The organism is Shinella sp. GW835-FHT14H05, from assembly GCF_058793575.1.
Genome location: NZ_JBXAFY010000028.1, coordinates 24,200 through 47,556, shown reverse-complemented (window position 1 = coordinate 47,556; position 23,357 = coordinate 24,200). Strand labels below are relative to the sequence as shown.

Annotated in this window: 27 protein-coding genes; 7 read left to right on the top strand and 20 right to left on the bottom strand. The window is 64.1% G+C overall.

Features of this window, described 5'->3' with window-relative positions; genetic code table 11:
• Positions 1-275: 275 nt before the first annotated feature.
• The 12 genes from AC1Q6Z_RS34190 to AC1Q6Z_RS34135 form a co-directional block, all read right to left on the bottom strand.
• Positions 276-1,073, bottom strand: a complete 798-nt coding sequence (locus tag AC1Q6Z_RS34190; RefSeq protein ID WP_492650620.1) for a DUF6456 domain-containing protein — start codon at positions 1,071-1,073, stop codon at positions 276-278.
• On the bottom strand, positions 1,066-1,536 hold the full coding sequence (locus tag AC1Q6Z_RS34185; protein ID WP_492650619.1) for a helix-turn-helix domain-containing protein: 471 nt from the start codon (positions 1,534-1,536) through the stop codon (positions 1,066-1,068). The genes AC1Q6Z_RS34190 and AC1Q6Z_RS34185 overlap by 8 nt, the downstream gene beginning before the upstream one ends.
• A 224-nt stretch (positions 1,537-1,760) precedes the next feature.
• Positions 1,761-2,195, bottom strand: a complete 435-nt coding sequence (locus AC1Q6Z_RS34180) for a Ros/MucR family transcriptional regulator (RefSeq protein WP_256120821.1) — start codon at positions 2,193-2,195, stop codon at positions 1,761-1,763.
• A gap of 414 nt (positions 2,196-2,609) precedes the next feature.
• A complete protein-coding gene (mnhG, locus tag AC1Q6Z_RS34175; protein ID WP_492650618.1) occupies positions 2,610-2,966 on the bottom strand; it encodes a monovalent cation/H(+) antiporter subunit G in 357 nt (118 codons plus the stop codon).
• Positions 2,966-3,331 carry a cation:proton antiporter gene (locus tag AC1Q6Z_RS34170; RefSeq protein ID WP_492650617.1) on the bottom strand — a complete coding sequence of 122 codons (366 nt, stop codon included), beginning with the start codon at positions 3,329-3,331 and terminating at the stop codon, positions 2,966-2,968. The genes mnhG and AC1Q6Z_RS34170 overlap by 1 nt, the downstream gene beginning before the upstream one ends.
• Entirely contained in the window at positions 3,331-3,804 is a 474-nt protein-coding gene (locus tag AC1Q6Z_RS34165) for a Na+/H+ antiporter subunit E (protein WP_256120818.1), read from the bottom strand. The genes AC1Q6Z_RS34170 and AC1Q6Z_RS34165 overlap by 1 nt, the downstream gene beginning before the upstream one ends.
• Positions 3,805-5,346: a Na+/H+ antiporter subunit D gene (locus AC1Q6Z_RS34160; RefSeq protein ID WP_492650616.1), complete on the bottom strand. Its 1,542-nt coding sequence runs from the start codon at positions 5,344-5,346 to the stop codon at positions 3,805-3,807.
• A 17-nt stretch (positions 5,347-5,363) separates the two neighbouring features.
• Positions 5,364-5,741, bottom strand: a complete 378-nt coding sequence (locus tag AC1Q6Z_RS34155; RefSeq protein ID WP_256120816.1) for a Na+/H+ antiporter subunit C — start codon at positions 5,739-5,741, stop codon at positions 5,364-5,366.
• Positions 5,741-6,160 (bottom strand): Na(+)/H(+) antiporter subunit B, encoded by a 420-nt coding sequence (locus AC1Q6Z_RS34150; RefSeq protein ID WP_439618418.1) that lies wholly within the window; start codon positions 6,158-6,160, stop codon positions 5,741-5,743. Before AC1Q6Z_RS34150 ends, AC1Q6Z_RS34155 begins: the two co-directional genes overlap by 1 nt.
• Positions 6,161-6,368: 208 nt before the next feature.
• Positions 6,369-8,693, bottom strand: coding sequence for a putative monovalent cation/H+ antiporter subunit A (locus tag AC1Q6Z_RS34145; RefSeq protein WP_492650615.1), 2,325 nt, complete (start codon positions 8,691-8,693; stop codon positions 6,369-6,371).
• Positions 8,694-8,739: 46 nt separating this feature from the next.
• Positions 8,740-9,135 carry a type II toxin-antitoxin system VapC family toxin gene (locus AC1Q6Z_RS34140; RefSeq protein ID WP_492650614.1) on the bottom strand — a complete coding sequence of 132 codons (396 nt, stop codon included), beginning with the start codon at positions 9,133-9,135 and terminating at the stop codon, positions 8,740-8,742.
• Complete coding sequence (locus AC1Q6Z_RS34135) at positions 9,132-9,383, bottom strand: type II toxin-antitoxin system VapB family antitoxin (RefSeq protein WP_492650613.1); 252 nt, start codon at positions 9,381-9,383, stop codon at positions 9,132-9,134. The genes AC1Q6Z_RS34140 and AC1Q6Z_RS34135 overlap by 4 nt, the downstream gene beginning before the upstream one ends.
• Before the next feature lie 117 nt (positions 9,384-9,500).
• Here AC1Q6Z_RS34135 and msrB point away from each other — a divergent pair, with 117 nt between their 5' ends.
• Positions 9,501-9,908 (top strand): peptide-methionine (R)-S-oxide reductase MsrB, encoded by a 408-nt coding sequence (gene msrB / locus AC1Q6Z_RS34130; RefSeq protein ID WP_492650612.1) that lies wholly within the window; start codon positions 9,501-9,503, stop codon positions 9,906-9,908.
• Here the strand turns inward: msrB and AC1Q6Z_RS34125 are convergent, their stop codons facing one another.
• Positions 9,909-10,412: a GNAT family N-acetyltransferase gene (locus tag AC1Q6Z_RS34125; RefSeq protein WP_256120811.1), complete on the bottom strand. Its 504-nt coding sequence runs from the start codon at positions 10,410-10,412 to the stop codon at positions 9,909-9,911.
• Between the two features lie 129 nt (positions 10,413-10,541).
• On the opposite strand from AC1Q6Z_RS34125, the gene AC1Q6Z_RS34120 reads away from it, so the two are divergent.
• Positions 10,542-11,042, top strand: a complete 501-nt coding sequence (locus AC1Q6Z_RS34120; protein WP_492650611.1) for a hypothetical protein — start codon at positions 10,542-10,544, stop codon at positions 11,040-11,042.
• On the opposite strand, the gene trhA is transcribed toward AC1Q6Z_RS34120, so the two are convergent.
• Together trhA and AC1Q6Z_RS34110 are read right to left on the bottom strand one after the other, a co-directional pair.
• Positions 11,043-11,720 carry a PAQR family membrane homeostasis protein TrhA gene (gene trhA, locus AC1Q6Z_RS34115; protein WP_492650610.1) on the bottom strand — a complete coding sequence of 226 codons (678 nt, stop codon included), beginning with the start codon at positions 11,718-11,720 and terminating at the stop codon, positions 11,043-11,045.
• A gap of 96 nt (positions 11,721-11,816) precedes the next feature.
• Positions 11,817-12,137 (bottom strand): TraR/DksA family transcriptional regulator, encoded by a 321-nt coding sequence (locus AC1Q6Z_RS34110; protein WP_256120912.1) that lies wholly within the window; start codon positions 12,135-12,137, stop codon positions 11,817-11,819.
• Between the two features lie 304 nt (positions 12,138-12,441).
• Here AC1Q6Z_RS34110 and AC1Q6Z_RS34105 point away from each other — a divergent pair, with 304 nt between their 5' ends.
• Entirely contained in the window at positions 12,442-13,311 is an 870-nt protein-coding gene (locus AC1Q6Z_RS34105) for a VOC family protein (protein WP_492650622.1), read from the top strand.
• Positions 13,312-13,414: 103 nt separating this feature from the next.
• The gene (locus AC1Q6Z_RS34100) at positions 13,415-14,059 is read left to right on the top strand and encodes a glutathione S-transferase family protein (RefSeq protein WP_492650609.1); all 645 of its coding nucleotides are present in this window, start codon (positions 13,415-13,417) and stop codon (positions 14,057-14,059) included.
• Here AC1Q6Z_RS34100 and AC1Q6Z_RS34095 read toward each other — a convergent pair.
• Positions 14,050-14,403, bottom strand: coding sequence for a DUF930 domain-containing protein (locus tag AC1Q6Z_RS34095; protein WP_435265507.1), 354 nt, complete (start codon positions 14,401-14,403; stop codon positions 14,050-14,052). The two genes, AC1Q6Z_RS34100 and AC1Q6Z_RS34095, sit on opposite strands and share 10 nt — an antisense overlap.
• 221 nt (positions 14,404-14,624) lie before the next feature.
• Here AC1Q6Z_RS34095 and AC1Q6Z_RS34090 point away from each other — a divergent pair, with 221 nt between their 5' ends.
• Both AC1Q6Z_RS34090 and AC1Q6Z_RS34085 read left to right on the top strand, forming a co-directional pair.
• Complete coding sequence (locus tag AC1Q6Z_RS34090) at positions 14,625-15,755, top strand: AI-2E family transporter (RefSeq protein ID WP_256120807.1); 1,131 nt, start codon at positions 14,625-14,627, stop codon at positions 15,753-15,755.
• A 255-nt stretch (positions 15,756-16,010) separates the two neighbouring features.
• Entirely contained in the window at positions 16,011-18,104 is a 2,094-nt protein-coding gene (locus AC1Q6Z_RS34085; RefSeq protein WP_492650608.1) for a S9 family peptidase, read from the top strand.
• Between the two features lie 41 nt (positions 18,105-18,145).
• Here AC1Q6Z_RS34085 and mazF read toward each other — a convergent pair whose 3' ends face one another.
• From mazF to AC1Q6Z_RS34065, 4 genes are all read right to left on the bottom strand, one after another.
• Complete coding sequence (gene mazF / locus AC1Q6Z_RS34080) at positions 18,146-18,505, bottom strand: type II toxin-antitoxin system toxin MazF (protein WP_435265049.1); 360 nt, start codon at positions 18,503-18,505, stop codon at positions 18,146-18,148.
• Positions 18,505-18,768: a type II toxin-antitoxin system antitoxin MazE gene (gene mazE / locus AC1Q6Z_RS34075; protein WP_439631519.1), complete on the bottom strand. Its 264-nt coding sequence runs from the start codon at positions 18,766-18,768 to the stop codon at positions 18,505-18,507. Before mazE ends, mazF begins: the two co-directional genes overlap by 1 nt.
• Before the next feature lie 68 nt (positions 18,769-18,836).
• A complete protein-coding gene (locus AC1Q6Z_RS34070) occupies positions 18,837-20,906 on the bottom strand; it encodes a caspase family protein (RefSeq protein ID WP_492650607.1) in 2,070 nt (689 codons plus the stop codon).
• Positions 20,907-21,082: 176 nt separating this feature from the next.
• Positions 21,083-21,559, bottom strand: a complete 477-nt coding sequence (locus tag AC1Q6Z_RS34065; protein WP_492650606.1) for a hypothetical protein — start codon at positions 21,557-21,559, stop codon at positions 21,083-21,085.
• Between the two features lie 146 nt (positions 21,560-21,705).
• On the opposite strand from AC1Q6Z_RS34065, the gene AC1Q6Z_RS34060 reads away from it, so the two are divergent.
• Complete coding sequence (locus tag AC1Q6Z_RS34060; protein ID WP_492650605.1) at positions 21,706-23,211, top strand: protein adenylyltransferase SelO; 1,506 nt, start codon at positions 21,706-21,708, stop codon at positions 23,209-23,211.
• Positions 23,212-23,357 lie beyond the last annotated feature (146 nt).

Below are 23,357 nucleotides of genomic sequence, written 5' to 3'. Positions count from 1 at the left end.
CCTTGCTGCCGCGCTTGATCAGATCGACACCACCACAGCCCGGGCAATCCATCACCTGCCTCCACGCAAATCACCCCCATAGCAGAATCTCAAAAGCGTTCCGTGTAAACACTCCCCCTTGTGGGGGAGATGTCGCCGAAGGTGACAGAGGGGGGGTGGCGGTGCCGCATGTCGGGCGTTTGAGAGGGAGGCATACCCCCCTCTGCCCTGCCGGGCATCTCCCCCACAAGGGGGAGATTGAATTGCTGGAACGTCTCATTCCCCAATAGATACCCTCACCCCGAAATCTCCGGCCGATACCCCTCCGCCCCCCACATATGCGCCCGCCGCGCAGCGGGTGCCGCAGGCGCATAATGCCGCGCAAGCGCCATCAGCGAAGCCCGCAGCATCAGCTTGGCCGAGCGGGCCGGCCATTGCCGCTCGCGCTCCACCATCTCCAGCCCCTTCATGAAGCAGCAGACATCCAGCGCCACGCCGGAAAGCTCCGGACCGATCGCCTCGATGGCGCGCGCGACGCGCAGGCGGGCGGCGAGCGCCGTGTCGGTCAGTTCGCGCCCGGCGCCCGCCTCGCCCTTCTGGCGGCTGGCGACGCGGGGCTCCCAGGACATGGTCAAACGCGGCTGGAGGCCGCCGCGGGTGAAATCGGCGTGCAGCCGCTCGCCGGCGGCAATGGCATTTTCCGGCAGGTAGGCATCGCCCGTCTTCTCCTTCAGCCGTGCGAGCGCCGCGAGCGGCGATTCGAGCCGGTTGGCAAAGGCCTTTTCCCGCGCCCCGTCGCGCATCACCACCACCGCCTCCATGTCGCGGTGCTGGCCGGCAAAGGGTGTCTCCGCATCGCAGAGCCGGCGTTTCAGGTGAGCGCGCGCCTCCGGCGTTGCGGCAAGCTTATCGCCGGCACGGCTGACGAGGCCGAGCCGCAGCGCTTGCGCCAGCACGGCCGGCGCCAGCGGCTGCCTGCGCCCGTCGCTGGCCACCAGCACATCGCTTTCGGCAACGCTTACGTCGCCCGCCCCCAGCAGGAAGCGGAGGAGCCTCGCGAGATCATCGGCGACCTTCTGTCCCCCCTCACTCATGGCTACCGATCCCCGCCGGACCGAAGACCGAGAGCACGACGCGCTCGATTGCCGAGACGAAGGCGTCGAAGGCCATGTCGTCGCGGCGATCCTCCACCACGTTGCAGGCATGGCCGACCGTCGTGCGGTCGCGGCCATAGGCGGCGCCGATATCGGAGAGCGAGAGGCTGAGCACGACGTGGCAGACATACATGGCGATCTGGCGCACATGGCAGGTGGAGCGCCGGCTGTCGCGGCGCCAGAGCGGTCGGTCGCTGGCAACGGCGGTCATCTCCAGCACCAGTTGGCGCACGATCCGGCAGGCGATGCCGGGCGGCACGGCGGGAACCGCCGGCTCACGCATGGCCTTGCGGGCGCGCGGCACCCCCTGACCAGCGCCTGTACTCTTGTTCTCCGGTGCCGGACCGGGGAAGGATTGCGTCTCGGGAGACGGACGCCGCGGGGGAACGATGAACTGGTGCATGACTGGCCACTCCTGTTTATAGGAATTTATTCATACACCCTAGAGGACGGACGGGGATGAATGAAGCCTCAGACCACAACCACGCATTGAATTTCTTAATAAATTTGCGACATACATCCCCGACCTAGGGATTTATTCCTCCACAATGGGATAAGGAAGCTCCAAAACACAAAAAGCCGGGGCCTTGCGGCTCCGGCTTTGCAATCTCATCGGCAATGCGGTGCTTATTTGCCCTTGCGGCGCTGGCCGAGGCCCATTTCCTTGGCGAGGCGCGAGCGCGCTTCGGCATAAGCAGGGGCGACCATCGGGTAATCGGCCGGCAGGTCCCACTTTTCGCGGTATTCTTCCGGGGTCATGCCGTAGTGGGTCATCAGGTGGCGCTTCAGCGACTTGAACTTCTGGCCGTCTTCCAGGCAGATGATGTAGTCGTTCTGCACGGACTTCCGCACCGGCACCGGCGGCTTCGGCTTTTCGGCGACCACAGGCGCTTCGACGGCGGCAACCGGCTGCGTCGTGTTGTTGAGCGCGGCATGCACGTCGGCGATCAGGCCCGGCAGCTCGGAAACCGGCACGACATGGTTGCCGACATAGGCGGCGACGATATCGGCAGTCAGTTCCACGAGCAGATTGGAGCCGGCGCCAAGGGTTGTTTCGGTCATTTCTTTCTCCTGTCGGACAAAACGAAGGTCGATGGCCCTATCCATCGGCCTGGACATCAAATTTGCGGCAAAGCGTGCTTGTCGGGCGATCATATGGCAGAATAATGCTCACCCCGCCGAAAACGGGACATTTCCGTCAATATAACTTTCTACTACGGCGGCCATCCATCACGCAGAAGCTCTTGCCGGCGCATATACCGAATCGGCATGAATACCGCACGAACTCAACCTAGACAGGAAAACCATGCGCAAGCTAAATCAACCCGAATACTTTACTTGGTCTGAGATATCATTCTTCAATTCAATGTCCAGTATTATTTTGCAGAAATAAAACGAGAGCTTTTAATATAGAAATCATCCCCAAGAAAATTAGCAGATACTACAAATTTTAAGGGTCGTCCTTTCAACCGTTTGTCAACGCTTCTTTCCCGCCCGCTCGCGTGCGTCGCGCATTTCATCGATCACCGTATGGCGCGTCAGGCGATAGCCTGCGCCATGCGCTGCTTTCGCGACGAGATGGGCGGCGACCGGCGCCGTCAGCACGAAGAACACGAAGCCCGCCAGCGCCCGCGTGAAGATCGCCACGTCGAGCGAATGCATGCCGGCCGCAAGCAGCATGAGCCCCGAGCCGACGGTACCCGCCTTCGAGGCGGCGTGCATGCGCGTGTAGACATCCGGCAGGCGCACGAGGCCGAGGGCCGCCAGGAAGGTGAAGATACCGCCGGCGACCAGCATGGTGGCGACGACGAGGGCAAGAACGAGATCCAGCATCAGCGTGCCCTCCTCGCCTTGCCCGGCCTGTTGTGCCGCAAGCCCTTGCCCGGCACCTCGCCATCCGGCGAGCCCGCCTCGCCCGGCTGCATGCCCTGGCTCAGGATGAAGCGCGCGAAGGCGACGGTGGCGAGAAAACCGACGAGGCCGAGCGCGATGGCGATGTCGATATAAAGGTTGAAGCCGGTACGGATGGCGATGACGGCGATGAAGCCGATGGCGATCGCCACCAGCATGTCGAGCGCGATGATCCGATCCGGCAGCGTCGGCCCCTTGATGATGCGCCAGGCGGTCAGGAAGAAGGCGGCGCACATCAGGAAGAGCGCGATCGTCGAGGCGACGGAGATGACGGTTTGAGCACCCATCAGCGGAAGGCCTCCATGATCTTCTTCTCGAAGCCGTTGGCAATATCGCGCCGCGTGCCGACCGGATCGGAGCAGTCGAGCGCATGTACATAGAGCACGCGCCGGTCCTCTGAAACATCGACGGACAGCGTGCCCGGCGTCAGCGTGATGAGGTTGGCGAGCAGCGTGATCTCGAAATCCCGGTCCACCGTCAGCGGAAAGGCGAAGATGCCGGGCTTCAGCGCCATCTTCGGGCTCGCCACCAGGATGGCGACCTTCCAGGCGGACAGCGCCAATTCCTTGATGAACAGCACCAGCAGCGACAGGACTTTCAAGGGCCGGAGACGCCGGCCTTCGGAGCGGGCGCGGCCGCGTATGAGCACCAGCGAGAGAGCGCTGGCGGCGATGCCGAGCAACAGGTTCGGGATCGTGAAACTGCCGGAAACGGCGAGCCAGAAGGCGGTGAACACGGCAATAATGACAGCGGGCCGCATCTAGTTCGCCCCCGGAAAGACGGAACCGATATAGGCGCGCGGATCGGCAAGGCCCTGCGCGGCGTGCTGGATGGTCGCGAGCAGCGCGTTCGGGAACAGGCCGAAGCCGACCGTCAGCGCCGTGAGCGCCACGAGCGGCAGCAGCGCGCTGGCCGGAATAGCCGCGTCCGGCAGCGCCTCGCCCGCCGGGCGCCAATAGGCGAGCGCGAAGACGCGGCCGAGCGCGATGGTGGTCAGGAAGCCGGTGAGGAAGACCGCGGCCACCAGCCACCAGGCACCGATATCCATGGCCGCCTTCGCCACCATGACCTTCGGCCAGAAACCGGAAAACGGCGGCAGGCCGGAGACGGCGAAGAACAGCACCAGCGACAGCGTGGAAAACAGCGCGGAGCGGGTATGGAGCCCGCCGAGCCGGTTGAGATCGAACGTGCCGGCAAGGCGCCCGGCGAGGCCCGCCACCATGTAGAGCGCCGTCATCACCACCATGGAATGCAGCGCGTAGAAGATCGCGCCGCCGACGCCGCCGGGGCTGCCGAGCGAAAGTCCCACCAGCATGACGCCGATGCCGGAAATGACGACGTAACCCAGCAGCCGGCGGATATCGCTCTGGCCGAGTGCCCCGAGCGCGCCGACAAGCATGGTCGCGACACCGGCAAGCGCGATGACGAAGCTCAGCTCCTCGCGCTCGATGGGGAACAGCATGATCAGCGTGCGCAGCAGCGCATAGATGCCGACCTTGGTCAAAAGGCCGGCAAACAGCGCCGACACCACGACGCGCGGCGTGTGGTAGGAGGCCGGCAGCCAGAAATTCACCGGGAAGGCGGCGGCTTTCATGCCGAAGGCGACGAGATAAAGGGTGGCAAGCGTCATCAGCGGCAGGTCGGCGCGGCCGGCGGCGGCTTTCACGGCGATATCCGCCATGTTGAGCGTGCCGAAGATGCCGTAGAGGTAACCGGTGGCAATGAGGAACAGCGTGGTCGCGACGAGGTTGAGGAAGGCGTATTTGATCGCGCCGTCGATCTGGCGGGCTTCCGAGCCGAGCACGATGAGGCCGAAGGACGAGATCAGCAGCACCTCGAACCAGACGTAGAGGTTGAAGATGTCGCCCGTCAGGAACGCGCCGGAGACGCCCGCCATCAGCAGGAGCAGGAACGGGTAGAAGCCATAGCGCCGACCCGTGCCGTCGATATCGGAGAGCGCGTGCACGCTGCCGGCCAGAGCCACGACGGCACCAGCCAACGCGAAGAGCACGCCCGTCAGATCTGCGGTGAACGCGATGCCGAAGGGCGGCAGCCAACGGCCCATCACCATGGTCACGGGGCCGTTTTCGGAAACATGCGCCAGCAGCAGCGCATCGACAAGGACCAGCACGGCGAGGGCCGGAATGGCGATCGCCGCCTGCAGGCGAATGGATTTGCGCAGCATCAGGAGCACGGCGCCGGCCAGGATGCACCAGGCGGGCGGCAGCACGACCAGCCAGTCGGCGGGCGCGACCGGGGCCATGACAAGGGCTGCGGAGAGATCGGCGGGGCTTACGGCCATTGGCGGGGCGGTTCCTGTCAGTAGCCGGCAGGCGGGAGGGGATCGTTTTCCGGCTCGGCGACACGCATCTCGTTGGCGTTGTCCGTGCCGAGATCCTGATAGGCGCGGTAGACGAGCACCAGCAGGAAAGCGAAGAAGGAGAAGGAAATGACGATTGCCGTCAGGATGAGCGCCTGCGGCAGCGGATTGGCGGTGAGCGTCGCCGGCACGTCGTGGCCAGCCGGAATGATCGGCGGCACGTCGCGCAGGATACGGCCATTGGTGAAGAGCGAGAGGTTGACGGCATTGCCGAGCAGCACGACGCCGAGCAGCACGCGCACCAGGAATTTCGACAGCATCAGGTAAACGGCGGCGGCGAAGAACAGGCCGATCAGGATGACGAACAGGAGCTCCATCAGATATCATCCTCCGCTTCAAGCGCCAGTGCGATCGAGGTGATCGAGCCGACCACGACGAGGTAAACACCGGCATCGAACAGCATGACGCTGGACAGCGGGATCTCGACGCCGAGGATCGTCGGATAGACCCACAGCCCGGTCATGAAGGGCACGGCGAAGACGAAGGACAGCAGGCCGGCGACACAGGCGATGAACAGCCCGAAGGCCGCAATCGCCATCGGGTGGAACCACAGCGCCTGGCGCACGGCGGCAACGCCGTTGGCGATGCCGTAGATCGCGAAGGCCGACACCGCGATCAGCCCACCGATGAAGCCGCCGCCCGGCTCGTTATGACCGCGCAGCAGCACGAAGAGCGAGAAGAGCACCATGAGAGCGGTGAGGAAGGGGGCGACGGTGCGGAAGATGAGGGTGTTCATGGGCATCGCTCCGCAGTGGGCGCCGAAGGGCTGTATACCCCCCTCTGGCCTGCCGGCCATCTCCCCCTCAAGGGGGGAGATCGATGGAGCGCCGTCCCGCCAAGCACAAGCGTTTGGATAGGAGCAATGTCCGTTCCGCTTGCCGATCTCCCCCCCTGAGGGGGAGATGGCCAGCAGGCCAGAGGGGGGTGGCCACACTCTCCCAACATCATGCCCTCCCTTTGCGAATGCGCACGATCGAAAGGATCGCCAGCCCCGTCACCATCACAACCGCAATCTCACCCAGCGTATCCGTGCCGCGGAAATCGACGATGATGACGTTCACCACATTGGCACCGTGCGCAATCGTCTTGGAATAGAGGTTGAAGAAATCGGTGAGCGCGGTGTCGAAACGACCCTGCGTGACCTTCAGGAGATAGAGCGAAAAGCCGAGGCCGCAGGCGATGGCGATCACAGCATCCGGGATTTTTTCGCGCAGCGGCCGGTGGTCGCGCGGCGTCAGCTTCAACCGGGTCATGACCAGCGCGAGGATGACGACCGACAGTGTCTCGATCATGAACTGGGTGAAGGCGAGGTCCGGCGCGCCGAAGAGCAGGAAGAGCACGGCGACGCAAAAGCCTTGGATGCCGAGCGCAACGATGGCCGTCAGGCGGTTTTCCGCCGCCAGCACCGCGCCGATGCCGACGACCGCGAGCACCATGACGGCCAGTTCATGGAAGGGCACATTGGCCGGCCAGACCGGCAGGCGCGGCCATTCGCCATAGACGAAGGGCGGCACGAGCAGTGCGAGCGCGATGACGACAAAGGTCGCCGTCATGTAGATTTCCATGAGCCCAGGCTGGGTCAGGCGGCTGACGGCGGACGACAGACGCACGAGGCCGCGCATCGCCTGGTCGAAGCCTTTGTCCGGCCCCCAGCCGATATCCTCGATCAGCCCGTCCACCGCCGTTCGCACCTTGTCCAACGAGAAGAAGACCAGGACACCGACCGCGATAGTGGCGAGCGACAGCACGAAGGCCACGCCGAAATGCGGCATGGCGGAAATGGTGATCGTCTCTGGCTTGCCGGCGATGGCGGAGGCAAGCGGCGAGGTCAGCAGCACATGGGTGGTGGCCGAGAAGAGGCCGATGACCAGCCCTTTGACCGCCAGCAGCATCGGGCCGATCCATAGCAGCACCGGTCCCTCATGGGCATGTTTCGGCGTCTCGACGGGCGGCCCGAGGAAGGGTTTCAGCGCCACCGCGAAGGCGATGGCGAACATCAGGCCGTTGCCGATGATGGCGGCGGCCGTGTAGGCGATCGCCCGGATATTGCCGCCGGCGAGCGTGGCATAGACTTCCTCCTTGGCGAGGAAGCCGAAGAACGGCGGCAGGCCGCCCATCGAGAGCGCTGCCAGCACGGCCGCAAGGAAGGTTACGGGCATGGCGCGTCGCAGACCGCCGAGCTTGGTGATGTCGCGCGTGCCGGTCTCGTGGTCGACCAGGCCGGCGACCATGAAGAGAGCGCCCTTGAACAGCGAATGCGCCACCAGATAGAGCGCGGCAGCGGCCACCGCATGCTCAGAGCCGAAACCGGTCAGCATGACCAGCAGGCCGAGCGAGGCGACCGTCGTATAGGCGAGCATCAGCTTGAGGTCTGTCTGGCGGATGGCGAGCACGGCGCCGACCAGCAGGGTGAGCCCGCCGAAAGCCGGCAGGATCGTCTCCCAGGCGGCGGTATCGCCCATGACGGGATTGAGCCGCATCAGGAGATAGACGCCGGCCTTCACCATGGTGGCGGAATGCAGGTAGGCGGAGACCGGGGTCGGCGCCTCCATGGCGTTCGGCAGCCAGAAATGGAACGGGAACTGCGCCGACTTCGTGAAGGCGCCTCCAAGAATGAGGAACAGGATCGACAGGTAGAACGGGCTCGCCCGCACCTCAGCGCCGAAGGACATCAGCAGCGAGAGCTGCGTCACATCGGTGACGTTCCAGATGAGCAGCAGCCCCGCCAGCAGGAACAGCCCGCCGCCGCCCGTCACGATCAGCGCCTGCAAGGCGGCGCGGCGCGAGGCCTGGCGCGCATGATCGAAGCCGATCAGCAGGAAGGAGGTGATCGAGGTCAGCTCCCAGAAGATGAAGAGCATCAGGAAGCTGTCGGAGGCGACGAGGCCGAGCATCGAGCCCATGAACATCAAGATGAAGGAGAAGAACCGGCCCTGGTGTCTATGGCCCTTCAGATAACCGCCGGAATAGAGCACGATCAGCGTGCCGATGCCGGAGATCAACAGCAGGAAGGCGAGCGACAGGCCGTCGATCAGCCAGGAGAAGCTGACATTGTAGGCCGGCACCCAGGCATAACCGCCGGTCACCACCTCTCCGCGCGCGACCTCCACATTGAAGCCTAGGAAATGGAAGAATATGGCGAGCGGGATGAGCGCCAGCGGCCAGGCGGCCTTGTGGCCGAGCACCCTTGTCAGGGCCGGCGCGACGAGCGCGCCGAGAAACGGCAGACAGAAGGCAAGGAAGGTCAGGCCCATCGTGTCTGGTGTCATCCCCCGTCCTTCCTGCGCGGGCTTCGCCCGTCGTTATCAAAATATGTCACAGCGCCGTTTCTACGTCGGTATGGCCGAAATCACCACCCTTGAACAGCAAGGGCGCGGCGTTTTCACGCGCCAACGCATAGGAAAAGCAATCACCATAGTTCAGGTGCGCCGCATGGCCGGTGCCGCGGCCGAAGCGCCGAAAGGCATCGAAGGCAAGCTCAGCCTGTTGCGCCGTCACCGGCTCGATGCGCACGCCGGCGCGCAGCAGGAAGGCGTCGAGTGCATTGGCACCGCCGGCGCCATAGCGGGCGAACAGCACCATTTTCGCTTCGAGCAGTGTGGCGGCGCTCATGATGCGGGCGGATGCGCGCTCGATCGCCTCGTTGAAGGCCCGCCGTTCCGGTTCGTCGGTCAGAATGGCGACCAGCGCCGAGGTATCCAGAACGATCATTGCGGCAGGCCGCTTTCGTCGTAGCCCAGGATTTCCTCGGGTGTGCGCGGGTCGAGCAATGGCAGGCTTGCGCAGTCGAGCGCGATGCGGTCGAGCTGGTCGGCGAGCCGCGGCACGTTGAGATGGCGGACACGCGCCAGCCTTTCCTCAAGGGACGTCTTGACCGCCTGGGTCAGGCTTTCGCCCGTCGCTTCGGCGAGCTTGCGGGCGAGTGCATGCGCTTCCTCGTCCTTGATATTCAAAGGCATATTTTCCTCCATTCCTTTTATAATGGAGGATAGGAGGAAGACCTGATGGATTCAAGGGGTGCCCCCAATTGTCTTGCCGCAATTCGCGTCCTATCTATGGGGCAACAGGAGGACGCCATGAGCGACACGACGACATTGAAGGTCAACAAGACGAAGGAAGAGTGGCGGCAGGTCCTGACGCCGGAACAGTTTCGCATCACGCGCGAACACGGCACGGAGCGGGCCTTTTCCAGCCCCGATTTCGACCTGTCGAAGAAGGGCACCTATCGCTGCATCTGTTGCAACAGGTCGCTCTACCGGTCGGAAACGAAATACAATTCCGGCACCGGCTGGCCGAGCTTCTACCAGCCGATCGAGCCGGGCGCGGTCGCCGACCATTCGGACCACTCCTATGGCATGACGCGCACGGAAATCCGCTGCACGGATTGTGACGCCCATCTCGGCCACGTCTTCCCGGACGGTCCGCCGCCGACGGGCCTGCGCTATTGCATGAACGGGGTCGCGCTTAGCTTCGATCCCGACTGATCAACGCTTGGGGACTTTCAGTTCCATGCAGGTCAGGTCCAGCCAGCGGCCGAACTTGATGCCGACCTCGCTGAAGCGCCCGACGGTGCGGAAACCGAGCTTTTCGTGCAGTTTGATCGAGGCGGCGTTCTCCGCCTCGATACAGCCGACCATGACATGGATGCCGTTGAAGCTCGCCCGGTCGACCAGCGCCTTCATCAGGCGTTTTCCGGTGCCCGTGCCGCGTGCGTCGCCGCGCACATAGACGGAATGTTCCACCGTGTGGCGGAAGCCGTCGAAGGCGCGCCAGTCGCCGTAGGAGGCGTAGCCGACGACCTGCCGGCCGCGCACGGCCACGAGGATCGGGAAGCCCTGCTCGCGCCGCGCGGCAAACCACGCCTTGCGATTGGCGAGGTCGACTTCCGCCTCGTTCCAGATCGCCGTGGTGTTGGCGACGGCATCGTTGTAGATATCCAGAATGCCGGGGAGGTCAGCCTCCGCGGCGTCGCGTATAGTAATGTCCATAGTCCCCCCGGCTTTGCCTGCATGGCTTACAGGAGGAGCGGGAAACCTGTCCAGCCTGATTGCCGGCTCGGCGATGAAACGCCCGCCTTTGTCCGTTATGCTTATCACGTCCACAGCGAGTAATCGAACGTGCAACGCTTCCTCCTTCTTTTCCTTCTGCTCCTGCCCGCCTCCGCCCTTGCCGCGGAATGGGAGCCCTATGTCAATGCGCGCTACGGCTTTGCGGTCGAAATCCCGCCGGGCTTCACGCTTGTCCAGGAGGCCGACAATGGCGACGGGCGGACCTACAGGAATGGCGAGGCGGAGCTGCGCGTCTGGGCGCATTACCTGACGGCCGGCCCGTTCGAGGAGGAGGTCGCCGACCGGCGCACCACCTACCAGCAGGAGGGCTGGGATCTCAGCTACGACCGGCAGACGGCCGGCTGGGCGAGCCTTTCCGGCACGCTGGTCGATTCCATCCTCTACCACCGGGTCATTGCGCTGTGCGACGACGCGGTCGCCACCTTCGTGCTGGACTATCCGCAGTCGATGAAGGCGGAGATTTCTCCGCTCGTCGGCCGGCTGGTGAAATCGCTGCATCCGGCGGAAGGTTGCACGAATGCGCAAGGGGCGGCCCCCGCGGCGCAGTGATCAGATGCCAGAGACGACGCTGGTGACGACGGCCGAATAGTGCACGGCGGCAGCCGCCACGACAAAACCGTGCCAGATGGCGTTCTGAAAGCGCAGCTTCTCCCAGACGTGGAAGACGACGCCCACCGAATAGAGCACGCCGCCGACGACGATCAGGATCAGCGTGGCGGCCGAGAGGTGCGTCGTGAGCGGACCGGCGGCAAAAACGCCGCTCCAGCCCATGCCGAGATAGATGAGGATCGCCAGCCGGTCGTAGCGGCCGGGGAAGAAGAATTTCAGCACCACACCCGCCACCGCCATCACCCACATGAAGACCAGCATGCCGGCGAGGAACGGCTCGTCGATGCCCCGCTGGAGAAAGGGCGTGTAGGTGGCGGCGATCAGCACGAAGATCGCCGAATGGTCGAAGCGGCGCAGGTGCCATTTTACCCTGGAGACCGGCCAGAGATTATAGGCGAAGGACGTGGCGAGCGCGAGCACGAGGCCCACGCCATAGACCCAGGCCGCGGCAAGCTGCCCGCTGGAGGCCCAGACCGTCGCATAGAAGATCAGGGCCGTCACGCCGATCAGCGCGAAGACCACGCCGACACCATGCACGATGCCGTCGGCGATCACCTCGTACCGGTCATAGTTCCACTTGACGCCCTTGATTTCCACTGCGGCTGGTCCTGCATTCATCCTCCGCCATCGTGGCGGGTTTGGCACGGACGGGCAAGCGCCTGCGGATCACAAAAATTTGCCGCGTGACTTTGCCGCGTGACGGGGAGGCCCTTTTCACCGCTCGGCGATGCAGGCCTCGCACAGCGCCGCATGTGGCACCGCCGCCAAGCGCGCGGGCGAAATCGGCGCGCCGCATTTGGCGCAGGTGCCGAACGTTCCGGCGGCAAAACGGTCGAGCGCTGCATCGATCGCCCCGATTTCCCTGAGGCCGTTCGTGCCGAATTCCTCCAGCACCTCGTCGTTCTCGCGTTCGATGGCGCGGTCGGCGCTGTCACCGCTCTTCAGCGTGTCGAGGTCCTTCTCGATCCTGTCGAGCCGGCCCTGGAGCTCGCGCTTGCGGGTGAGAAGAATGTCCTTGTACTGCGCCAGGTCCATCACGATACCGGTCTCCCTTGGTTTCAACAGGTGTCGAAATTGGCATCGCGTCGGGGAAACGGCATTGATCGGAATCAAGTTCCCGAATGCCATCGTCAACACCACGTTGACAGTAAATCGCCGAACCGCCGGCTTTCGTGAACGGCGTCCTTCCGTCATAGTCCGCTCCAACAGAACGGTTTCCAGGGGAAACCGAAACGGGAAACAGACCATGACGGACCTCGACAGACGGACATTCCTCGGCGCTGCCGCCGCGGGCATCGCCGCAAGCAAGGCCGGCCCCATTCGCGCGGAGACCGCCACCATGACCGAAACGACCACCCAGCCGAACCACGCCGTAAACATGCCGGCGTTCGTCGACCATTCGCACCTGACGGTCGTCGACCTGCCGATGGTGTCGGCCTTCTACCAGCAGGCGATGGGCCTGACGGTTCTCGAAACATCCGCCTCGGGCGAAACGCTCGGTGTCGCCGGCCGGCCGCTCCTGACGCTGACGACGGGCAGCAATGCCGCCCCCGCGCCGCGCAATGCGCCGGGCCTCTTCCACACCGCCTTCCTCGTGCCGAACCGCAAGGAGCTCGGCCGCTGGCTGGCGCATGCCGCGCAAAACAACGTGCCGCTCACCGGCGCCTCCGACCACCTCGTCAGCGAGGCGATCTATCTCGACGATCCCGAGGGCAACGGCATCGAGATCTATCGTGACCGCGACCGCGCCGAATGGACCTATGTGCCTGACGGCACGGTAAAGATGGCGACGCACCGGCTCGATTTGCAGGCGCTTTACGACGAGGCGCCGAAGGACGGCTGGACGGGCCAGGAAAACGGCACGGTGATCGGCCATATCCACCTCCAGGTCTCGAACATCCCCGAAGCGAACGCCTTCTTCCACGACGTGCTCGGCCTCGACATCATGACGACCTATCCGGGCGCGAGCTTCTTTGCCACCGGCAAGTACCACCATCATGTCGCGGCGAATGTCTGGAATTCGAGCGGCCAGCCGAAGCGCCAAGCGGGCATGACCGGCCTTGCCGACTACACGATCCGCTTCAACGATCCGGCGAAACTGGACGGTGCCCTGAAGAAGCTCGACGAACTGGCGATCGCCACCATGCGCTCCGGCGACACGGTCTCGCTGGTCGATCCCTGGGGCATCGGCCTCAAACTCTCGGCCTGAACGACAGCATAGCCTTGCCTTTCCGGAACCAGATCGGTGAAAACGGTGTTTTGCTTGAAACGCCGTTTTCGTCGATTTTGGGCGCAAGCCAGGGAGAGGCAGCATGACCGAGCCATTGACGATCTGGACATATGACTGGGTGCCGGGCGGCAAATCCGGTCCGCGCGGTTTTGTCCGCGACCTCCGGCTGCGCTGGGCCTGCGAAGAAGCGGACCTCGACTACGCCGTCCGCTCCGTCTCGTTCCACCACCGCGGCGCGGAGCATTTTGCCTGCCAACCGTTCGGCCAGGTGCCGTTCCTGGAGGACGGCGATATCAATGTCTTCGAAAGCGGCGCCTGTCTTCTCTATCTGGCGCGAAAAAGCGAGACGCTGATGCCGACCGACCCCAAGGGCGAGGCGGAAACACTGGAATGGACGATTGCCGCGCTCAACTCCATCGAGATGGTGACGGTGCCCTGGTGGTTCATCGGCCTGTCCAAGGGCGCGGACAACCCGCTCGAAGGCTGGGTGCTCCAGCGCCTGACCCATCTGGAGGCCGTGCTGGCGGAGCGCGAATGGCTCGCGGCCGGACGGTTTACCGTCGCCGATCTGCTGATGGCGGACGTGCTTCGCGTGCCGAAGGTCAAGGCGGCCGGCGATTTCCCGGCGCTCACATCCTATGTCGAGCGGATCTGCGCGCGCCCTGCCTTCAAGCGCGCCCATGACGGCCAGATGGCGCATTTCGCGCAGGCCGACCCTCAGTCGTAGAGATAATGCGCCGCCCAGTCCTCGTGCGGCACCACATTGCCCACCTTGTATTTGAAGGCGTGGACCTCCAGCCGGTCGGCGCTCGCCTCGCATTTGTAGGACAGCCGATACCACTCGCCCTTGCTGCGGAACACCGCACCGCGCGTCTTGATGGTGGTGCCGTCGAGCTTCGGGTCGCCGAACGCATAGGCGATCACCTTGTCCGGGCGAAAGCCGCCCTTCCCGTCGCCGATCTGGTCCATCGCCTCCATGTCGCAGCGCTGTTCCAGCCGCTCTTCCGGCGTCAGCTTTTCGAGCTGACTGCGCAGCCGGGCATCGATCGCCAAAGCCGGCGATGCCGCCATCGGCGCAAGAACCAGGGTGCAAAGGGCGATTTGAAGCCCGATTGCCTGCCGTTTCACCTGTCTGCCTCCTCTTGGTCTCGTCATTTGCGACGCTTCAATTCGGGGTCGGCGGGCAATATGGCCATTTCACGACACATGACAACCCACCAGCGGTTTCAAGCGACCTCTTATGGAACTTCCACCTTGGCCGGGCGTTTCAGGCGCGGATCGGGGAACGCACCATGCACGAAATTCTAGGAAAACCGGCTGAACGGCGGCTCTTGCGGGGCAGCATCGATCTCGAAAAGAACCTTCGGGAAGACGCCCCGCGCCGTTACGGCCTCGACATTGCCGCCGCCTGGGCGGCGATCGGCATCTTCGCGATCATGGCGATGGCCGTCGTCTATCTGATGGCGCCGATCCTCATTCCGCTGTGTCTTGCCGTGGTGACTGGTCTCATCTTCGGCGTCGCCGCGGAGAAGTTGAACGAGTTCGGCATCCCGCCGCTGCCGACCGCGCTGCTGCTTGCCGGCCTGTTCGGGCTCGGCCTGTTCTTCCTGGTGGGTCTACTCGCCGACCCGATCACCCAGCTTGCCGCCAATGCGCCGGATCTCGTGCGCGGCGCTTATGACCGCATCACGCCGCTGTTTTCCCGCCTTGGCTGGCTGAACATCAGCCACGAAACCTTTCAGAGCGGCGGGATGACGATGGAGAAGGTGCTGGAGAACACCGGCAGCATTCTCGGCATCCTGTCCTCAAGCCTTACGCCCGCCCTCCTTCAAGGCATGATCTTCTTTGCCGCCCTCGTGCTCTTCCTCTCGGCACGACTGAAGCTCAGGCAGATGATCATCATGGCCTTCCCGCGCCGCGGCCAGCGGCTCACCACCATTCGCATCATGAACGCCATCGACAGCGCGCTCGGCTATTATTTCGCGACCGCCGCGCTGGTCTATGGCGCGCTCGGCGTGGTCACCGCGCTGATCACCTGGGGCGGCGGGCTTGCCATGCCGGCGCTGTGGGGGCTCTTCGCGTTCCTGTCCTCCTTCGTGCCCTTCCTCGGCGTGACGCTGATGACCATCGCACTCGCCACCGCCGGCGTGCTGACGCACGAGACGCTGATGATGGGCCTGATGCCGGCGCTCGCCTTCTTCCTCGTGCACCTCGCCATGGAAAACCTCGTCATGCCGGCGGTGATGGGCAAGCGGCTGGAAGTCAACGCCTTCATCATCTTCACAGCCATCATCTTCTGGACCTGGATGTGGGGTGCCGCCGGCGCCATGCTGGCCCTGCCGCTGTCGATCATCGGCATGACCATCGCCGACGAGCTGCGCCCCGCCAAGCGCAAGGCGAACAAGCGCAACCTGCCCGGTTGAAGCCGCGGCTGCCCCCCTCTGCCCTGCCGGGCATCTCCCCCTCAAGGGGGGAGATCGGCAAGATGCTGAAACATCGCTCGATCAGCAACGCTTGAGATAGGCAAAACGATGCCTCATCCAATCTCCCCCCTTGAGGGGGAGATGCCCGGCAGGGCAGAGGGGGGTATCTCGCCGACGCGCAAAAGCTTTGCTTGATGCCTGCGCCCGGGCTCACTATCTGTTTGATCCCGCCTAGCGATTTGCCGGAGTGAAACCGTGTCCGTCTTCCAAAACCTGCCCGCCGCCCCCGTCGCCGCCAAGAAGCCGCTCTCCGACACCCGTCACGGCATCACCCGCACCGACGATTATGCCTGGTTCCGCGACGAGAACTGGCAGGCGATGTTCAAGGATCCCACGATCCTCCAGCCGGAGATCCGCACCCATCTGGAGGCGGAAAACGCTTATATGACGGCGGCGATGGCCGACACGGAAGCGCTGCAGAAGGTGCTGTTTGCCGAGATGCGCGGCCGCATCAAGGAGGATGACAGTTCCGTGCCGATGAAGGACGGCCCCTTTGCCTATGGCACGTCCTATGTCACCGGCGGCGAGCAGCCGCGCTATTTCCGCGAACCGCGCGAGGGCGGCGACCGCAAGCTCCTGCTCGACGGTGACAAGGAAGCCTCCGGCAAGGACTATTTCCGGCTTGCGGGCATCAGCCATTCGACCGACCACTCCCTCGGCATCTGGGGTTACGACGACAAGGGCTCGGAATATTTCACGCTGCGCGTGCGCGATCTTGCGACCGGCGAGGACCGCTCGGACACGCTCGACAATACCGGCGGCGACGGCGTCTGGGCGCCGGATGCCAAGAGCTTCTTCTACACCGCGCTCGACGAGAACCACCGTCCCTCGAAGATCTTCCACCACATCCTCGGCGAGCGCCAGGAGAACGACCGGCTGGTCTACGAGGAGAAGGATGCGGGCTTCTTCATGTCGGTCGGCGGCTCGCTGATCGACGATTACATCTACATTGACATCCATGATCACGAGACGAGCGAATACCGCCTGCTCTCGACCAAGGATCTGCTCGCGACGCCCGTCATCGTGACGCCGCGCCAGACCGGGCTCGAATATGCAATGACGGAGGGCGGTGACGTCTTCTACATCCTGACCAACGCCGACGGCGCCAAGGACTTCAAGATCATGCAGACGCCGGTGACGGCGCCCGGCCGCGAGAACTGGAGCGAGGTCGTGCCGCATCGCGCCGGCACGCTGATCCTCAACCACATGGCCTATGCCCGCCATCTCATCTGGCTGGAGCGCCACGAGGGCCTGCCGCGCATCGTCGTGCGCGACCGCAAGAGCGGCGAGGAACACGCGATCGCCTTTGCGGAGGAAGCCTATTCGCTCGGCCTCTCGGGCGCTGCGGAATATGACACGGACGTCATCCGCTTCTCCTATTCCTCGATGACGACGCCCTCGCAGCTTTTCGACTACAATATGGCGACGCGCGAGCGCACGCTGCTGAAGACCCAGGAAGTGCCCTCCGGCCACAATCCGGACGACTATATTACCCGCCGCGTCTTCGCCCCCGCTTTCGACGGCGAGCAGGTGCCGGTGACGCTGCTTTATCGCAAGGACACGCCGCTCGACGGCTCCGCGCCCTGCCTGCTCTACGGCTACGGCGCCTACGGCATCACCATTCCGGCGTCCTTCAACACCAATTGCCTGTCGCTCGTCGACCGCGGCTTCGTCTATGCCATCGCCCATATCCGCGGCGGCAAGGACAAGGGTTTCGCCTGGTACGAAAACGGCAAGATGGACAGGAAGACCAATACGTTCAAGGACTTCATCGCCGCTGCCGACTATCTGAATCAAGAGAAGTTCACGTCCTACGCGAAGATCGTCGCCGAGGGCGGCTCGGCCGGCGGCATGCTGATGGGGGCCATCGCCAACATGGCGCCGGAAAAATTCGGCGGCATCATCGCCGCCGTGCCCTTCGTCGACGTGCTCAACACCATGCTCGACGACACCCTGCCGCTGACGCCGCCGGAATGGCCCGAATGGGGCAACCCGATCGACAGCAGGGATTTCTACCAGCTGATGGCCAGCTACTCGCCCTACGACAATGTCGAGGCGAAACCCTACCCCGCTATACTCGCGCTCTCCGGCCTCACCGACCCCCGCGTCACCTATTGGGAGCCCACCAAATGGGTCGCCAAGCTGCGCGAAAAGACCACCGGCAGCGAGCCCATCCTCCTCAAGACCAACATGGGCGCGGGCCACGGCGGCGCGTCGGGTCGCTTCCAGCGACTGGAGGAGATCGCGTTCGAGTATGCGTTTGCGATCAAGGTTGCGGGGAAGATGTAGGGTTTGGCGTCGCGGGAGGGACCAGTCCCTCCCGTTGCATACTATGCGGGATCGATCATGCTGACCACGCGGGCAGCGATCTCATCCGTCGTGTAGCTGTCCAGCGTTTCGATGAAGCGGGCGGTCTTGTTTTTCACCCGTTCGACGATATCCAGTCCCCGCACCTGGTTGCAGAGCGCGACGCCCGTCGTCTTGTGGCCTGAAATGTTGACGGCCAGCCCGGCGCGGCGGGCAAAGGCGCCTCCCGTCGTGATCGGCACGACAAGGCATATTCCGACGGCATTGATCTCGCGCGGGGTGATTACGACACAGCGGTGTTCATCCTTCATCTCATTGCCCACGACCGGGTTGAGATCGACGATGAACACGTCGCCGCGCTTCGGAATATTGCTTCGAACCATCAGAATGTTTCGTTGCCGACGCGCGGACCGCCCTGCCATGCGGCGGCCTGCTTGTTCAGGTCGGCCATCTCGTCAGCCCCTTCCAGAAGCTGCGCCAGCGTGTATCTCTTCTTCGGCTGCGCGGGTGTTGCGACAAGCGATCCGTTATCGACGGTCAGGGTCAGTTCCGTACCGACTTCCGCGCCCAGCATCTTCAGCAGCGCAGGCGGAATGCTGAAGACCGTCGCGCCGCCCTGGCGGCGAATCTTCGCTGTATTGCTCATGCCAACATCTCCAAATATGTGCTACGAAAATAGCACATATTTGGGCTGCCGCAAGGGTGAGAGACTGCCTACCGGAACGCCCCCACGCATTCCTGCAAGTCGTTCAGCATCGCGCTCGAACCCTTCAGGCTTGTCTCCACATCCCCGATCCGGATGTGGTTGCCGCGCTTCAGGGCGTCGATGACCGAGCGGTCCTTGCCGAGGTCGTAGGCGATTTCGCGTTGGCCGTAGGATTTGCCGCTGACATCGTAGCCCTGGCCGTCGTCGATCCAGTATTTGGCGTCCTTCGTGTAGTCGTCGGCATAGTCGTAGGACGTGTCCTGGAAGCCGAAGGTGACGTGGCCGTCGTCGTACCAGCGGAAGGCGGCGTAGCGGTCGTCGCCGCTGCGGCGGATGGCGCGGCAGTTCAGGAAGCGGCGGTCGTCGGAAAAGTCCGCGACGATGTCCCAGCCGCCGACCGAGCGCGACGACCGGTACGGGTCGGCATCCGAACCATAGCCGTCGTCATGGCTCGACGAGGCGCTTTCGCCATAGGCGTCCGTCTTCGTCTCGTGGCTCGAGGCGCTGTCGTAGCTGTCCGTCTTGGTGTCGTGGCTTGTGCTGTCGTTCGACGCGTGTTCGTCGTGCGGGAAGTCGCGCAGCGCGTCGCGGTACTTGTCGTAGAAGCCGAGGCGGCGCACGTCGACGAATTCGAACTCGTAATCCTCCAGCGAGCGCACGCTGTTGTCGCGGAAGCGCACGAGGCCGCGGAAGCGCAGGCAGCCGTCGCCGCATTCCACCTCATCGACATATTCGCGGGCATTGTCGTCCGGCGTCTTCACCGCAATGCCGAGCCCGTGGCGGCGCTCCTCGTTGATCGCGCGGAACATCAGCGACTGCGAATAGCCGCGGCGGTCCTCGTCGAAATAGTCGTAGATCGCGCGTTCCTCGCTGGGGCTCAGGTCATCCTCGGTCGCAACATAGATCTGGCGCTCGGGAATGCTGGCCGAGGTGATGATGTTGCGCAGGCGCTCGTGCGAATAGACGGTGGAGAAATAGGAGAGGTAGTCGCACTTTTCCGGCGGATACCAGAAGCTGAAATCGATCAGCACGAGCTGGCCGTCCTTGTAGACGTCGGAGAGGCGGCGGTCGCGCTGGTTGCCGCCGAATTCGAGCCGGCCGCAGGGATCGTGCCGGTCGTTGGACACCGAGAGAATGGGCATCTCGCCGGTATCCTCGTGGTCACCCTCGAAGCGTCGGCCGAGAAGATCGATCTTGCGCTGGGCGATATAGGCGAAGACGCCTTCCGGATAGCGGCTGAGATAGCGGTCATAGGCCTCGCGGTTGTCGGCCAGCGAGGCGAATTCGTAGAAGGCGATTTCCGCCTCATCGACCTTGGCGTCCTTGGCGCTCAGCGCGAACTTGCCGTAGTCGGCGTCGCTCTGCCAGGTCTCCTGCTTGCCCTTGCTGCGCTCCTTGACGATCTCGCCGACCTTGCGGAAGGCATCCTCCAGCACGATGCCGGGAATGCTGATCGCATCGACGAAGGCGGAGGCGAAGGGGCTGATCGGCGTGCCCTCGTAGTCGTAGGTCGTGCCGGGCGCCGACGCATAGGCATAGTGGATGCCGTCGGCATTCTTCGGCTCGGCAAGGCCGTCCTGGATGTCGCGCAGCAGCACGAAGGGGTTGTCGTGCGCGGCGTCGAACAGCACGACCTTGAGGCCGGTGCCGAGCTTGCGCAGCGTCGCGGTGACCTCGGAGACGGCGAGCGAGCGGTTGCGCAGGCCCGTCAGCGTGCGGCCCGAGGCGTCGGTCGGCAGCAGGTAGTTGTCGCCGTCGATCTGCACCGCATAGCCGGAGAAATAGACGAAGAGCACCGGGTTCTCGACCTTTTCGGCCACCCGCGTGAAGTTGTTGAGCGCCGAGAGCATGCCGAGATGGTCGGCATCGGTGACGCGTGTCACCGAGAAATCCGCCCGCTCCAGCGCCTCGCCGACGAGGTCGACGTCGTTCAGCGGGTTTTCCAGCGGTTCGGCATCCTCGTATTCCGCATTGCCGATGATGAGCGCGTAGCGTTCGGCGGCGAAGGCCGCGGGCGCTGCGAGGAAAAACAGACAGGCGGCAAGCGCCCCGATCAACCGATGGATAGTCCGCTGCACGATACCCTCCCTGAGGACATGACCGAGGCGGCCGGTACGCCGGCAACCGGAAATTCGCTCACCCATTGCATGCTGAAGAAAGGGACGGACGACACCGCCTGCTTATTCAGTGGGTTATGAAATTCGATCTTCGCTTGGCCCGCAAGGCCCCGGCGGGACAAAACGGGGATGTGCCGTCAGGAGCCGGTGCAGGCGGCCACCAGCGTCTCGATCGCCGCCTTCGATCCCTTGAGCGGGAAATCGACCGGCGGCAGTTTCGTTTCGGGATAGGCGATGGTGAGCGTCTTGCCGGCCTTGAGGCGCTCGACGAGCGGCCCCTTGATCGGGAAATCGCTGACCATCGCATTGTCCATCGCCTCGTGGTGCGCCGGCCGATCGAAGGCCTCGCCATCGACGGTAAGGCGCAGCGGGCTTAAAAACTCCGGCCCGTCGCCCGGCGGAAAATCCGCCGCCTGCACGAGGAAGCGCAGGGAAAGCTCACCGTCCGCGCCGCATTTCAGGAAGAGATCATAGGTCTCGCCGCCGGCAGCCTGGCAGACGGAGGCCATCATAATGCGCCCCTCTTCCTCCTCCGACATGCCGGCGCTCCAGGGGTCGCAGCTTTGGGCGAAGGCGAGCGACGGGAAGAGGAAAACGAGGGCGAGGTAACGCATCCTGTCAAAACCCCGAAATGGTGGACGGCCAAATTCCACCCGCGACGGTAGCACCCCGCCCAAAGGGCGACAAGCGGACAGACCCTTTCATTCCTGTCGCCAGTCGCTACCTATAGAAGACGAGAAAAAAGCCGGACGAGGACGTGATGAACGAGGCAAGCAACCCGAAGCCCATCGGCGAGGCATTCGCCTTCGACAACAGCTATGCGCGCCTGCCGGACATCTTTTTCGCGCCCGTCGATCCGACGCCGGTAGAGGCGCCGCGGGTGATCAAGTTCAACCGGGCGCTGGCCCAGGAACTCGGCCTCGACGCCGATGCGCTGGAGCGGCATGGTGCGGGCTATTTCTCCGGCAATGTGGCGCTGCCCGGCGGGCTGCCGCTCGCCATGGCCTATGCCGGCCACCAGTTCGGCCAGTTCGTGCCGCGGCTCGGCGATGGGCGCGCCATCCTGCTTGCCGAGGTGATCGACCGCAACGGCAAGCGCCGCGACATCCAGTTGAAGGGCGCCGGCCAGACGCCCTATTCGCGCCGTGGCGACGGGCGGGCCGCACTTGGGCCGGTGCTGCGCGAATATATCATCAGCGAGGCCATGCATGCGCTCGGCATTCCGACGACGCGGGCGCTCGCCGCCGTCGCCACCGGCCAGGCGGTCTATCGCGACCGGGTGCTGCCGGGCGCCGTCTTCACCCGCGTCGCCGCCAGCCATATCCGCGTCGGCACCTTCCAGTTTTTTGCGGCGCGCGGTGAGACCGAGAACGTGCGCGTGCTCGCCGACCATGTCATCGACCGGCACTATCCGGACCTCAAGGGCGCGGAAAAACCCTATCTCGCGCTGCTCGATGCGGTGGCCGACCGGCAGGCGGCGCTCATCGCCCGATGGCTCGGCGTCGGCTTCATCCATGGCGTGATGAACACCGACAACATGACCATTTCGGGCGAGACGATCGACTTCGGCCCCTGCGCCTTCATGGACCGCTACGACCCGCGCACCGTCTATTCCTCGATCGACCAGCACGGGCGCTACGCCTTCGGCAACCAGCCGGCGATCGGCCAATGGAACATCGCGCGGCTTGCCGAGGCGATGCTGGCGATCCTCGACGAGAACGAGGACAAGGCGCTGGAAGCGGCAAACGCCGCCGTCACCCGCTTCATGGAACGGTTCCAGGAGCATTGGAAGGCGGTGATCCGCGCCAAGACCGGCCTCGGCGACGAGGAGCAGGAGATCGACCAGGCGCTGATCCGCGACCTTCTCGTCATCCTCTACGAGCAGAAGGCCGATTATACGCTCGCCTTCCGGCGGTTGGCCGATGCCGCTGAAGATAGCACAGCGGATGCCGCACTCGGTGGGTTGCTTGAGGATCCGAATGCACTGACGCCTTGGCTCGCCGCCTGGCGCGACCGGTTGTCGCAGGATGCCACCGCGCCGCAGGTCCGCGCGGCGGCGATGCGCAAGGTCAACCCGGCCTTCATTCCGCGCAACCACAAGGTCGAGGAGGCGCTGAATGCGGCGATCGATTATGGCGATTTCTCGCTGTTCGAGGCGCTGAACGACCTGCTTTCCAGGCCCTACGAGGACCAGCCGGCCTTCGCCGCCTATGCCGAGCCGCCACGGCCCGGCGAGGAGATCACGGCAACCTTCTGCGGAACGTGAGGCGCTTTACAAGTAGAGATTGCGCAAAAACTAGAAATGCGGCAGCATTGAAGCATCCCGGCTCCGCCCTAATTTCTCCCACGTCCCTCCTTGAGCCGGACGTCATGTCGGCCCCCTCCTCCCCCGGCCGGCATCGCTAACGGAGA